This is a genomic window from Streptomyces sp. NPDC044921 (assembly GCF_056432865.1).
In genome coordinates this window covers 100,163-112,607 of sequence record NZ_JBWKIF010000001.1, presented here as the reverse complement: position 1 = coordinate 112,607, position 12,445 = coordinate 100,163, and the positions used below count along the sequence as shown (strand labels likewise).

General features: G+C 70.0%; 11 protein-coding genes, 1 tRNA gene and 1 pseudogene. 4 read left to right on the top strand and 9 right to left on the bottom strand.

What is annotated here, in order from left to right; all coding sequences use genetic code 11:
- Nucleotides 1-253 precede the first annotated feature (253 nt).
- Entirely contained in the window at nucleotides 254-760 is a 507-nt protein-coding gene (locus AC07DA_RS00585; RefSeq protein ID WP_479123208.1) for a hypothetical protein, read from the bottom strand.
- The gene (locus AC07DA_RS00580) at nucleotides 757-1,392 is read right to left on the bottom strand and encodes a hypothetical protein (RefSeq protein ID WP_423522398.1); all 636 of its coding nucleotides are present in this window, start codon (nucleotides 1,390-1,392) and stop codon (nucleotides 757-759) included. Before AC07DA_RS00580 ends, AC07DA_RS00585 begins: the two co-directional genes overlap by 4 nt.
- A 573-nt stretch (nucleotides 1,393-1,965) precedes the next feature.
- Here AC07DA_RS00580 and AC07DA_RS00575 point away from each other — a divergent pair.
- Nucleotides 1,966-2,739: pseudogene (locus AC07DA_RS00575) on the top strand (tyrosine-type recombinase/integrase); the annotation flags it as partial.
- Nucleotides 2,740-2,785: 46 nt separating this feature from the next.
- Here AC07DA_RS00575 and AC07DA_RS00570 read toward each other — a convergent pair.
- Nucleotides 2,786-2,859, bottom strand: a tRNA-Thr gene (locus tag AC07DA_RS00570).
- 267 nt (nucleotides 2,860-3,126) lie between these two features.
- Here AC07DA_RS00570 and AC07DA_RS00565 point away from each other — a divergent pair.
- From AC07DA_RS00565 to AC07DA_RS00555, 3 genes are all read left to right on the top strand, one after another.
- Nucleotides 3,127-4,215, top strand: coding sequence for an ABC transporter ATP-binding protein (locus tag AC07DA_RS00565; protein ID WP_479123206.1), 1,089 nt, complete (start codon nucleotides 3,127-3,129; stop codon nucleotides 4,213-4,215).
- Nucleotides 4,216-4,433: 218 nt separating this feature from the next.
- Nucleotides 4,434-4,889, top strand: a complete 456-nt coding sequence (locus AC07DA_RS00560) for a hypothetical protein (protein ID WP_479123205.1) — start codon at nucleotides 4,434-4,436, stop codon at nucleotides 4,887-4,889.
- A gap of 116 nt (nucleotides 4,890-5,005) precedes the next feature.
- Nucleotides 5,006-5,737, top strand: coding sequence for a nucleotidyltransferase family protein (locus AC07DA_RS00555; RefSeq protein ID WP_479123204.1), 732 nt, complete (start codon nucleotides 5,006-5,008; stop codon nucleotides 5,735-5,737).
- A gap of 108 nt (nucleotides 5,738-5,845) precedes the next feature.
- On the opposite strand, the gene AC07DA_RS00550 is transcribed toward AC07DA_RS00555, so the two are convergent.
- The 6 genes from AC07DA_RS00550 to AC07DA_RS00525 form a co-directional block, all read right to left on the bottom strand.
- Nucleotides 5,846-7,540: a DoxX family protein gene (locus tag AC07DA_RS00550; protein ID WP_479123203.1), complete on the bottom strand. Its 1,695-nt coding sequence runs from the start codon at nucleotides 7,538-7,540 to the stop codon at nucleotides 5,846-5,848.
- 128 nt (nucleotides 7,541-7,668) lie between these two features.
- The gene (gene rlmB / locus AC07DA_RS00545; protein WP_094055622.1) at nucleotides 7,669-8,610 is read right to left on the bottom strand and encodes a 23S rRNA (guanosine(2251)-2'-O)-methyltransferase RlmB; all 942 of its coding nucleotides are present in this window, start codon (nucleotides 8,608-8,610) and stop codon (nucleotides 7,669-7,671) included.
- A 107-nt stretch (nucleotides 8,611-8,717) separates the two neighbouring features.
- The gene (gene cysS / locus AC07DA_RS00540) at nucleotides 8,718-10,112 is read right to left on the bottom strand and encodes a cysteine--tRNA ligase (RefSeq protein ID WP_479123200.1); all 1,395 of its coding nucleotides are present in this window, start codon (nucleotides 10,110-10,112) and stop codon (nucleotides 8,718-8,720) included.
- 49 nt (nucleotides 10,113-10,161) lie between these two features.
- Nucleotides 10,162-10,662: a 2-C-methyl-D-erythritol 2,4-cyclodiphosphate synthase gene (gene ispF, locus AC07DA_RS00535; protein ID WP_479123199.1), complete on the bottom strand. Its 501-nt coding sequence runs from the start codon at nucleotides 10,660-10,662 to the stop codon at nucleotides 10,162-10,164.
- Complete coding sequence (gene ispD, locus AC07DA_RS00530) at nucleotides 10,652-11,416, bottom strand: 2-C-methyl-D-erythritol 4-phosphate cytidylyltransferase (RefSeq protein ID WP_479123197.1); 765 nt, start codon at nucleotides 11,414-11,416, stop codon at nucleotides 10,652-10,654. The genes ispF and ispD overlap by 11 nt, the downstream gene beginning before the upstream one ends.
- Before the next feature lie 283 nt (nucleotides 11,417-11,699).
- Nucleotides 11,700-12,182 (bottom strand): CarD family transcriptional regulator, encoded by a 483-nt coding sequence (locus tag AC07DA_RS00525; protein WP_003953493.1) that lies wholly within the window; start codon nucleotides 12,180-12,182, stop codon nucleotides 11,700-11,702.
- Between the last annotated feature and the right edge of the window lie 263 nt (nucleotides 12,183-12,445).

The window sequence follows — 12,445 nt, the reverse complement described above, 5'->3', positions numbered from 1 at the left end:
GATTGAGACCAGGACGAGTGGCTACGGTCGCGAACCAGTCCGGGCGGCCGAGACGCCCAAAACATCAGGCCCGTGCCGACGGCTACGGCCCTGTTGCAGAACGGCTTAGCCCTAGGAGCAGCAAGGGCCCGGGATCACTCCGCAAATGTCACATGTATACGCTCGGCAGGATTCACGTATGCGGTTCTCCCCCGTGCAGGCAACTGCGCTCCGCAGCAGAGTATCTGATGCGGAGCGCAGTCGTCCCTGATGCCTACTTGGCTAGTTCATCGATCCGCCAACCAACGATTCCAGATGATCCCGCAAGTCCATCGACATCGATCTCGATTTGCGCCGTGACATCCATAATACGTTGACGGACCGGGACACTGTCGCATGCCACGGTCTGCCGCTCTGGGCGTTTCATGGTCACAGTGAGGCGGACCTCCCCTGCCCCTGAGCAGACAACAGCAAGCGTGTAGGACTTGCCGCTCGACAGGACCGGGCGGTGGTGGATTCCGTCGCTTACGCGCTCCAATCCCGACTGTACGAACAGGTCGCCAAGTTCGTCGATTTCTACAATCCCTAGCGCCTCTTCCGCCCGCTTCTCGAGAACCTTCCTCTGGTCACTTGTCGCAGAGGGGGAAGCGCTGGGTTTGGGACTCTTTGACGGCCCGCCATTATCCTCAGACTCGCCACTGCATCCAACGAGGAAGGCAGCAGACAGGATCGGGACGAGGAGGGTAGCACCGCGGCGCGTGAACCACTTTCCGTAGATCATGTCCGCGTTTCCCAGTAACGCCACCCTTCCTCCCTGGTCGGCATCTTCACGCTACCGGACCCAAGCTTCTTCTTGCCGCAGCGGTTGGCACTAGTTTCGTACTTTACCCAGTTATACTTCTCACCCCAGGAGCCGTACCGCATGTGCCCGTAGTACCCGCTCCTGATGCGCTGGGTGTACTTGTGCCCCGTTCCAATTCCGAGCTCGCCAACCACCTTGGCGCCAAACTCCGTCTTGGCCTTCGCGAGGAGAACACCGGCCTCGGCCGAGATGGTCCCGCTCACCTCAAGGCTGATCTTTCCGGATTTCGTGACCTCGACCGTCATCGTCCCACCCGGCCCATCCTTGTATGAGGTGCCGTTCCACCAGGACGGGATGTGATAGCTCTTCTTCCGACCCGAAAGCGCGTACCACTTCTTGTAGGGATTGTCGCAACGCTGCGTCCCTACATCACCCTCGCCCGTCACTTCTGGCAGAGCGTTGAGCTCCCTCTCGGCGGCCATCTCTTGGGCCGACATCACAGGCCCCTCGACCGCAGTGCTGCTCGTCTCCTGGGTGACAATTTGATCTGACGTGACTTCCTCAGGAGGTGTACCAACCGGCTCCTCAACCGCATAGGAAGTAGCGGTCATTGCTGCCCCGAGGGCCAACACTGTGGCCGAAACGAGTAAGCGTCGCACCGGTGCTCTACGCAAGTGGATTCCCCTCCCTTGCCGCCTGGATTGGCGGGCTGAGAGGAATATATAGCGTGACAGCTGTGACAGTCCGTAGAAAGTAGATCTACTGAGGGAAACTTGAGGTTGGCGAAGCGGTTGATCCACAGCCTCAGCGGCCCACGCCGCCCTGAGTCGAACCCGCACCACCGTCCAGGCAGCGGGAGCCGGATCAGCTCATCCCCGAGCGCCGGGGACCTGGCAGACGCATGGCGGACGGGTCCTCGCCCCTCCGCAGAGGTCGCCGAGGGTGCAACATTCAAGACTGACACCGGGCGAGCAGAGAGGGTGATTGAGTATCGCAGCAGTCCAGCCCCCATGAACTTCCCTGGAAGATACGGCGAAGAGCCAGGGCAACACCCCCGCCGGGCCGGAAGGCTCCGTTGCAGCCTGGCTCGGTGCATACATCGATGACCCTCGCCTCACATCATCCCAGCGGCGTATCGCTCGGTTCTTCGTAGCACATCGGCGTCAGACCACCCTCCTTGGTCCGAGCCGCTCGGGCTGCGCTGGACATACGTCGACCTGGAGGCGGAGTTGTTCCGCCCCGAGTGGCAGTTGCAGCGGCTCACGTGGCGGCACGGCTGCGACGACCCGCACGCCTGTGGGGGACGCCTGCACCGCTTCGAGCCGTGCCCGCCGGACTGCACCGCGCACAAGAGCTACAAGCGCGGCTGCCCGAAGCCGTGCACCAAGACGTGCACCAAGCACGCGAGCACCTGCCCGCAGCGGAAAGGGGGCGGACTCACCTTCACCCGGCCCAAGACCAAGAAGAGCCGGAACGCCGTGCCGATCCCGCCCGTCTTCATTTCCTTCCTGCAGGACCACAAGGCTCAGCAGGAAGCGGCACGGCAAGCCGCCGGGGAGCTGTGGCATGAGCACGACGTCGTGTTCGCGAGGCCGGACGGCCGGCCGCTGGACCCGCGTGCCGACTACGAGGAGTTCAAGGAGCTGCTCAAGGAGGCCGGAATCGACGACCGCCGCCTGTACGACGGGAGCCGCCACACCGCCGGCACGATCCTGAACGAGCTGGGCGTCGACATGCCCACGATCATGGAGATCCTGCGGCACACCCGGATCAGCCAGACCCGGCGATACGTCAAGGGCCGGTCGCACCTCTCGAAGGACGCCATGCGGCGGATGGGCGAGTTCTTCGTACCGTCGCCAGCGCCTCAGTCGGCCCCGAATCCGGGCCCCACTGAGACCAGAACTGAGACCGCCGACACCCGCGCGGCCCGCGCACGACGCCGCCGCCGGATCCGCTGACAACAAAACCCCAGGTCAGAGCACATCTGACCTGGGGTTCCAGCAGAGCCCCCTGTCGGATTCGAACCGACGACCTACGCATTACAAGTGCGTTGCTCTGGCCAGCTGAGCTAAGGAGGCGTGCGCGCTGTGGCGTCGCGCGCGAGGCGGCACCACTGTACACAGAGGCCGTTACCCGGAGCCACGGAGTTGGTGGCCGGGCCGGGGCGGATCGAAAGTTTCCGCGAAGTTCACATGCCCGGAACTACTGACAGACGTGTGAACGCCGGGTACCGTCCTGAGCCAGCTCACCCACGTGGGCTGCACCACAACGGAACACCGTCGTGGCACCGCCTTCCTACTCGGATCGTCCGGCACGTTCCTGCCGGTAGAAGGGGTTCACTCACCATGGCCACTGTGCAGTTCGACAAGGCGACCCGGATCTACCCGGGTTCCACCAAGCCCGCCGTCGACGCGCTGGAGATCGACATCGAGGACGGCGAGTTCCTCGTCCTCGTCGGCCCGTCCGGTTGCGGCAAGTCCACCTCGCTCCGCATGCTCGCGGGGCTCGAGGACGTCAACGCCGGCGCCATCCGCATCGGCGACCGCGACGTCACGCACCTGCCGCCGAAGGACCGGGACATCGCCATGGTGTTCCAGAACTACGCGCTGTACCCGCACATGACCGTCGCCGACAACATGGGCTTCGCGCTCAAGATCGCCGGCGTCAACAAGGCGGAGATCCGGCAGAAGGTCGAGGAGGCCGCGAAGATCCTCGACCTCACCGAGTACCTGGACCGCAAGCCGAAGGCCCTCTCCGGCGGTCAGCGCCAGCGTGTCGCCATGGGCCGCGCCATCGTGCGCGAGCCGCAGGTGTTCCTCATGGACGAGCCGCTGTCCAACCTGGACGCCAAGCTCCGCGTGTCGACGCGTACGCAGATCGCGTCCCTCCAGCGCCGCCTCGGCATCACCACCGTCTACGTCACCCATGACCAGGTCGAGGCCATGACGATGGGCGACCGCGTGGCGGTCCTCAAGGACGGCCTGCTCCAGCAGATCGACACCCCGCGCAACATGTACGACAAGCCCGCCAACCTCTTCGTGGCCGGCTTCATCGGCTCCCCGGCCATGAACCTGGTCGAGGTGCCGGTCACCGACGGCGGCGTGAAGTTCGGCAACTCGGTCGTGCCGGTGCAGCGTGACGCGCTCGCCGCCACCAGCGACAAGACCGTGACGGTCGGCGTCCGCCCCGAGCACTTCGACGTGGCCGGCCCCGAGTCCGACCAGGGCCTCGCGGTCACCGTCAACGTCGTCGAGGAGCTCGGCGCCGACGCCTACGTCTACGGCACCGCCAAGCTCGGCGACGGCGCCAAGGACCTCGTCGTCCGCGTCAACGGCCGCGACGTCCCGGAGAAGGGCAGCCAGCTGCGCGTCGTCCCGCGCTCCGGTGAGACCCACGTGTTCTCCACGTCCAGCGGCGAGCGCCTGTCCGACTGATCAACCGGCGCACGCACGACCCCGGGTGAATCATCCGGATTGACGTCAAGGGCCCCGCGAACTGCCGCGGGGCCTTTGACGTTGTCGACAAATACCCCGGCAGACCGGACGTTTCGAGCGTTGTGCGTCAACCCTCTACCCAGAAAGGGGCACTCTCTCATCCCCCGAACCGGTGACTAAATGTCTACAAACCACTACGGGGCGCTACCCTCACACGCGTGAAGCACTCCAACAACCCACAGACGCGACGCGGCCGGGGCCCCGCCCGCCGGATCGGCCGCACCCTCGCATTCGTCCTGCCCGTCGTCCTGGTGCTCTCCGGGACCCTCGCGGTCACCCGAGTCAACTGGTCGGGCCACTCCACCGACCCGGTGCTCACCGCAGCGGACACCGCCACGTCCGCCGGGGCCTCCCGCGCCGCCAAGCGCGCCCCCCAGGACGTCCTGCGCGACAGACTGCTGACCGAGCTGCAGGAGGAGAACCCGGGCGTCGCCCTCACCCACCTCCAGCAGGCCGTCAACGGCCGCCCGTCGCTGGCGAAGCACTGCAAGTCCATCGCCCGCGCCCTCGGCGAGGCGGCCGTCCGGGTCTACGGCCCGACCCGCGCCCAGTCCTATGCCCGCCCGGTCTGCGACACGGCCTTCGCCACAGGTGTCGCCGCGGCACACAGCTGAGCGCGCCGCCCCGGCGCCGGACGCCGGGTGACCGGATCGGAAGGCCGGCAGCGGCCGGCGCGGGACCTCCTTCCCCCCCGCCGTCCCGGGCGGGACGCCACGTACAGTTCGGTCTCATGAGCGATCCGAACGCCGCGTCCCGCCCCGTTCAAGCCGTCGTTCTGGCCGGCGGCCAGGGCTCCCGGCTGCGTCCGTACACCGACGACCGGCCCAAGCCGATGGTCGAGATCCCCGGGACGGGGACTCCGATCATCGGCCATCAGCTGTCCTGGCTCGCCGAGGAGGGCGTGACGGACGTCGTCGTCTCCTGCGGCCACCTCGCCGACGTGCTCCAGAAGTGGCTGGAGACGGCCGAGCTGCCCCTGTCCGTCACCACCGTCGTCGAGCCCGAGCCCCTCGGCCGCGGCGGCGGCCTCAAGTACGCCGCGGCGCGTCTCCCCCACCCCGACCGGCCCTGGTACGCCACCAACGGGGACATCTGGACGCGGTTCTCGCTGCGGGACATGGCGGACTTCCACGCCGAGCGCGACGCGGTCGCGACGGTGGCCCTCGCGCGCCCGCGGCTGCCGTGGGGCGCGGTGAAGACCGACGGCTTTGGTCACATCACCGACTTCATCGAGGCCCCGCCCTCGACGTTCGAGATCAACGCGGGTGTCTACGTCTTCTCCCCCGCGTTCGCGGGGCTGCTTCCGCAGCGCGGGGACCACGAGCGGACGACGTTCCCGCACCTGGCCCGTGAGCGGCGCCTGGCCGGGTTCACGATTCCCCAGGGGTCGTACTGGCGGGCCATCGACACGGCGAAGGACCTGACGGAGGCGGCCAAGGAGCTGGCGGCGCTGGGCCGCTGAGGGCCCCGGCCGAGAGCTCCGGGACTCCGCCGCCCCCGAGTCCCCCCCGGGCATCGGGAAGGGCCCCGCACCTCGTGGTGCGGGGCCCTTCTCGCGTGCGCGGGACGGCTAGCCCAGCAGACCGCCCACCAGACCCGGGCGGCCCGTGGACGACGAGCCGTCGTCGCCCGTGCCACCGCCGTCGGCCGAGCCCGAACCGCCCGTGGCGCTGCCGCCGGACGTCGGGCCGGAGGTCGTGGCCGGGGCCTGGTCGACCGGGGAGGACTGCTGGGGCGGGGCCTGGCCCCCGGTGCCCTGCGTCTGGCTCGGGGAGCCGCCGGTGACCGTGCCGGTGTCGCGGGTGGCGTCCGGCCGGGTCGTGGTGCCCGCGCTGGGGCTGGCCGAGCCGGCCGTCGCGCCCTGCGTGGGCGAGGAGGAGGAGGCCGGCGGGGTCCGCTTCTCCTTCCGCTTGCCGGGCTCGCCCGGGAGCGGGGAGCCGGGCAGCTCGTTGCGGGGGGCCTCCCCGGGGCCCGGGACGACGACCCGGTCGGCGTCACGGACGGCGCCGCCGAGCAGCGAGCCGACGAGCAGGGTGAGGCCGACGGTGACGGCGGTGACCAAGGCTCCCCGGCGCAGCACGTAGCGGCGCAGGTCCCAGATGTCGGCGCGCGGACCGAGGCGCCGCCAGGCGCTGCCGGCCAGGCGTCCGTCGACGGAGTAGACGGGGGCACCGGCGATGATCAGCGGGGACCAGGCGGCGAGGTAGATGATGTCGGGCGTCTCGTAGGCCGGGACGCTCTTCCAGCTGACGGTGACCAGCAGGGCGGCGGAGAGCAGGGCGCCGAAGGCGGCGGCGACGCGCTGCCAGCAGCCCAGGACCGTCAGGACGCCGACGATGACCTGCGCGAAGGCGATGACCAGGCCGGATCCCACCGGGTGAGCGAGGGCGAACTGGCGCAGCGGCTCGGCGACCTCCCAGGGGTGCAGGGTGTTCAGCCACTTCACCATGGAGCCGCGCTCGCCGCCGTCGAAGTAGAGGGGGTCGCACAGCTTGCCCATGCCGGCGTAGATGGAGATGAAGCCGAGGAAGACGCGCAGCGGGAGCAGGACGACGCCGAGGTTCATGCGGCGGCCCGGGTAGTAGGCGTGCCGCGCCGGGTCGTCGCCGTGGCGCCTGGGGCGCCGCTCGCCCGGGTCCTCCTCGGCGGGGAGGTCGTCGAACTCACCGTCGGTGTAGGCGGGTTCGTCGTAGGCGCTGCCGACCGTGCGCATGGGGGGCAGCAGCCGGGTGCCGTCGGCGGGGTCGTGGGAGCGCTGGGGGCCGACGACGGGGCTCTCGACGGTCTGGACGAGCTCGTCCTCGTAGCCGCCGGCCTCGTATCCGGTGGCGTAGCCCGCGCCGTCGTGGCCGGCGTCCACGCGGGAGATGACCTGGGTGGCTCCCGTGTCGGCGGGGGGCTCCTCGGCGTGCCGGACGCTCTCGTGCCGCACGGCCTGCAGGAGCCGGTGGGCGCCGGTGTCGTCGGGCGCGGATCTGCCGCTCCAGACGACCGGCCGGCGCCGGGCGGTGGCCCCGTCCGCCGCGCTCCCGGCGGTGGCGACGGGGATGCGGGCGGTGTCCTCGGTGGCGTTCAGATGCCGTGCGACCCGGGGGGACTGGACGCGACGCGTCGATCCGCCCAACTGCACGCGGAAACTCGCGTGGTTGACGATGACCTGCGCCGGGTCGCTCGGCACCTTCACCATGCTCAGCGCGGGAGCGTCGTCGAGTCCCGACGAGCGGTCCCCCGTGGGTGTGCGGGGTGTTCTGGTGTCCACACTCATCTAACCGAGTGACGTCGGGTTAGGACACTGCTTTGACCCGCCCTATCTGTCCGGACCCCGTCAAGCTTGTCCTCGTCGCCCGGCTGACCCCGGAATCACCCCGCACAGGTGAACCGCCGCACACCTGTTCAGGCGCGTCGGCGGGCCGCCTCGTAGAGCACGATGCCCGCGGCCACACCGGCGTTGAGCGACTCGGCGCCGCCCGGCATCGGGATCCGCACCCGGAAGTCGCAGGTCTCCCCGACCAGCCGGGACAACCCCTTGCCCTCGCTGCCGACGACGATCGCGACCGGGCCCTCCAGGGCCTCCAGCTCGGTCAGTTCGACGTCCCCGTCGGCGGCGAGACCGACGACCACGACACCGGCCTTCTTGTACGCCTCCAGCGCGCGCGTCAGGTTGGTGGCGCGGGCCACGGGCGTGCGGGCGGCCGTACCGGCGGACGTCTTCCAGGCACCGGCCGTCATCCCGGCGGCGCGCCGCTCGGGTACGACGACGCCGTGCCCGCCGAACGCGGAGACGGACCGCACGACCGCGCCCAGGTTGCGCGGGTCGGTGACGCCGTCCAGCGCGACGATCAGCGGGTCGGCGCCCTCGTCGGCGGCCGCGTCGAGCAGGTCCTCGGGGTGCGCGTACTCGTACGGCGGGACCTGGAGTACCAGGCCCTGGTGGTTGAGGCCGTTCGTCATCCGGTCGAGCTCGGGGCGGGGGGCCTCCATGAGGTTGATCCCGCCGCGCTCGGCGGCCAGTTGCAGGGCCTCGCGCACGCGCTCGTCGTTGTCGATGAACTGCTGCACGTACAGCGTCGAGGCGGGCACGCCCTCGCGCAGGGCCTCGTAGACGGGGTTGCGGCCGACGACCAGCTCGGAGGCCGACTTGCCGCCGCGGCCGCGGGCCGCGGGGCGGCGCGAGGTCTGGCGCGCCTTGGCGTTCGCCAGCCGGTTCTTCTTGTGTCCCTTGCGCATCTCGGCGGGCGGGGTGGGGCCCTTGCCCTCCAGGCCCTTGCGCCGCTGGCCGCCACTGCCGACCTGCGCGCCCTTCTTGCCGGACATGCGGCGGTTGTTGGCTGCCATGACCTACCTGTCTCTGCTGTCGCCGTGAGGCGGTGAACTGCGTACGTCTATGAAGTGTGCCGCCCGGAGTCCCGGACGGCACAATCGATCTTCCGGCCGCGGCCGGGCTAGCGCGGGCCGAGGCTCCAGCGCGGGCCCTGCGGGCTGTCCTCGATGACCAGGCCGGACTGGCCCAGCTGGTCGCGGATGGCGTCCGCGGTCGGCCAGTCCTTGCGGGCCCGGGCCGCCTCGCGCTGGTCGAGGACCATGCGCACCAGCGTGTCCACCACGCCGTGCAGGTCCTCGCCGCGGTCGCCCTCCCCGGCCCACTGGGCGTCCAGCGGGTCGAGGCCGAGGACGCCGAGCATCGCGCGGACCTCGGCGAGCCGGGCCACCGCGGCTTCCTTGTCGTCGGCGGCGAGCGCGCTGTTGCCCTGCCGGACCGTGGTGTGCACCACGGCCAGGGCCTGCGGCACGCCCAGGTCGTCGTCCATGGCCTCGGCGAAGGCGAGCGGCACCTCGCGCGCCGGCTCGACGGCGCCGGCCTTCTCCACCACGCGCTGCACGAAGCCCTCGATCCGCGCGAACGCCGACTCGGCCTCGCGCAGGGCCTCCTCGCTGTACTCGATCATCGAGCGGTAGTGCGGGGTGCCGAGGTAGTAGCGCAGCACGATGGGCCGCCAGCGCTTGACCATCTCGCTGACCAGGACCGAGTTGCCGAGCGACTTCGACATCTTCTCGCCGCTCATGGTGACCCAGGCGTTGTGCACCCAGAACTGGGCGAAGTCGTCGCCGTAGGCCTTGGCCTGCGCGATCTCGTTCTCGTGGTGCGGGAAGACCAGGTCGAGGCCGCCGCCGTGGATGTCGAAGGCGGAGCCCAGGTACTTGTGGGCCATCGCCGAGCACTCCAGGTGCCAGCCGGGACGGCCGCGGCCCCAGGGCGTCTCCCAGTCGGGCTCGCCCGGCTTGGCCGCCTTCCACATGGCGAAGTCGCGCGGGTCGCGCTTGCCCGAGACGCCCTCGTCGGGCTGGCGCAGGTCGTCGATGTCCTGGTTGGACAGCGCCAGGTACTCGGGGAAGGAGCGCACGTCGAAGTAGACGCTGCCGTCGGCGACGTAGGCGTGCCCGCGCTCGATGAGGCCGCGCATCATCTCGACCATCTCGGTGATGTGGCCGGTGGCGCGCGGCTCGTAGGTCGGGGGCAGGCAGCCGAGGGCGCGGTAGCCGTCGTTGAACGCCCGCTCGTTCTCGTAGCCGATGGCCCACCAGGGGCGGTTCTGGTCGGCCGACTTGGCGATGATCTTGTCGTCGATGTCCGTGACGTTCCGCACGAACGTGACGTCGTAGCCGCGGTACTCGAACCAGCGGCGCATGATGTCGAAGTTCAGGCCGGAGCGGATGTGCCCGATGTGCGGGGCCGCCTGCACGGTGGCGCCACACAGGTAGATCGAGACACAACCCGGCTTGAGCGGGGTGAAGTCACGGATCTGCCGGGCGCTGGTGTCGTACAGGCGAATGGTCACGGTTCCTAGGGTAGTGGGCCGGGGGGAGTGCGCGGCCCCGGCCGGCCCGTCAGGCGTGGTCCGCGCGCACCACCAGGGCCGTCGCCACCGCCATCAGGCCCTCCTCGCGGCCCGGGAAGCCCAGGCCGTCCGTGGTCGCCCCCGACACCGACACCGGGGCTCCGGCAGCCTCCGACAGGAGCTTCTGCGCCTCGTCCCGGCGCTTTCCGATCTTCGGCCGGGGGCCCACCACCTGGACGGCGATGTTGCCGATGCGGAAGCCCGCCTCGCGCACGATCCGGGCCGCCTCGGTGAGGAGCGTGACCCCGGACGCGCCCGACCACTCGGGGCGGCCCGTGCCGAAGTGCTGCCCGAGGTCGCCGAGGCCCGCGGCGGAGAAGAGCGCGTTGCACGCGGCGTGGGCGACGACGTCCGCGTCGGAGTGACCCGCCAGGCCCGGGCCCTCGCCCTCCCACTTCAGGCCGGCGCACCACAGGTCGCGGCCCTCCTCGAAGGCGTGGATGTCGGTGCCGATGCCGACCTGGGGCAGCGGGAAGGCGTCAGAAGCCATCGTTGAGCCTCCTGCGGGCCAGGACCGCCTCGGCGAGGACCAGGTCGAGGGGGCGGGTGACCTTGAAGGCCTCCTCGTGTCCGGGGACGGCCACGACCGTGAGGCCCAGCTGCTCGACCATGCCGGCGTCGTCGGTGACGTCCCCGGTGACCGTCTCGTGCGCCCGCACCAGCGTGGCCCGGTCGAAGCCCTGCGGCGTCTGCACCGCCCGCAGCCGCGCGCGCTCCGGCGTGGCGACGACCGGCTCCGGCTCGCCGGGCTCCCGCGCGGGTTCGACCTGCTTGACCGTGTCGGCCAGCGGCAGCGCCGGGACCACGGCCGGGGCGCCGTCGCGTACGGCCTCGATCACGGCGTCGACCGTGTCGACCGGGACCAGCGGGCGGGCCGCGTCGTGCACCAGCACGATGTCGTGGCCCGGCGGCAGCGCGTCCAGGCCCAGCTTCACGGACTCCTGTCGGCTCTGCCCGCCGGGGACGACGAGGAAGTCGGTCCGCTCGGGCAGCGCGTGCGCGTCGAGCAGCGACTTGACCTCGGCGGCGCCGTCGGGCGGGGCCACGACCACGACCAGGGAGACGGCGCGGGAGGCGGCCATCGCGCGGACGGCGTGGATGAGCATGGGGGTGCCGCCCAGCGCGCGGAGCGCCTTGGGGGCGCCCGGGCCGAGCCGTACCCCCCGGCCGGCGGCCGGGATCACGACCGCCGTACGGGCCGTCGCGGAGGCGGCGGGCGGCGAGGGACGCGAATCGTCAGACATCGGTTCCTGTCAGGTTTGTGTGCTGGCACGGCGTGGGTATGGCCTGGAGGAGTGCCGGGCGCGACGCGCTCGACCGGACCCTTCCGTGACGCTGGCCGAGCCGGCTGCCCGGGCCCGGCACGCCGAACACCGGGGCGTGAGTGATAACACATCCCGGGGGGACAGCGCATCGGCTTGGGAGTACGAACATGCCGCAGCGCCCGGCGACGGGGAAGTCGTCATCGGGCACCGCGGCATTTCGATGTGCGGAGTTGATCAGCAGCGTGCTGAGCGACTCACCTCATCAGGAGGCGAGAACCTCGTCGAGCAGAGCCTCGGCCTTGTCCTCGTTGGTGTTCTCCGCGAGCGCCAGCTCGCTCACCAGAATCTGGCGGGCCTTGGCGAGCATGCGCTTCTCACCGGCGGAGAGTCCGCGCTCGCGCTCACGACGCCACAGGTCACGCACGACTTCCGCGACCTTGATGACATCGCCGGAGGCGAGCTTCTCCAGGTTTGCCTTGTAACGACGGGACCAGTTCGTGGGCTCCTCGGCGTACGGCGCGCGCAGCACCTCGAAGACCCGGTCCAGCCCGTCCTGACCGACCACATCACGCACGCCGACGAACTCCGCATTGTCCGCTGGCACACGTACCGTCAGGTCGCCCTGGGCGACCTTCAGCACCAAGTAGGTCTTGTCCACGCCTTTGATCTGGCGAGTTTCGATGGCCTCGATCAGCGCGGCCCCGTGATGGGGATAGACCACGGTGTCGCCAACCTTGAACGTCATGTGACAGGTACCCCTTCCGTGGCTATCCAGGGTAACACGGATACGGCGTCTTCTGAATGGCGTTTTCGCAGGTCAGGGCATATCTCGGGGCTTGACAACTCCGACAGGAACGTGCTTCGGACAGGGAGTGGAAGAAGGTATTCGCAGGTGGGAGCGGCTCTCCGGGCCGAGCGAAACGCGTACGGTACACGCATCCGGAGCCCCCTCCGAGTGCCCGAACATCCCGAAATGTCCGGTTCCATGTGATCGACTTCCGCTACTCC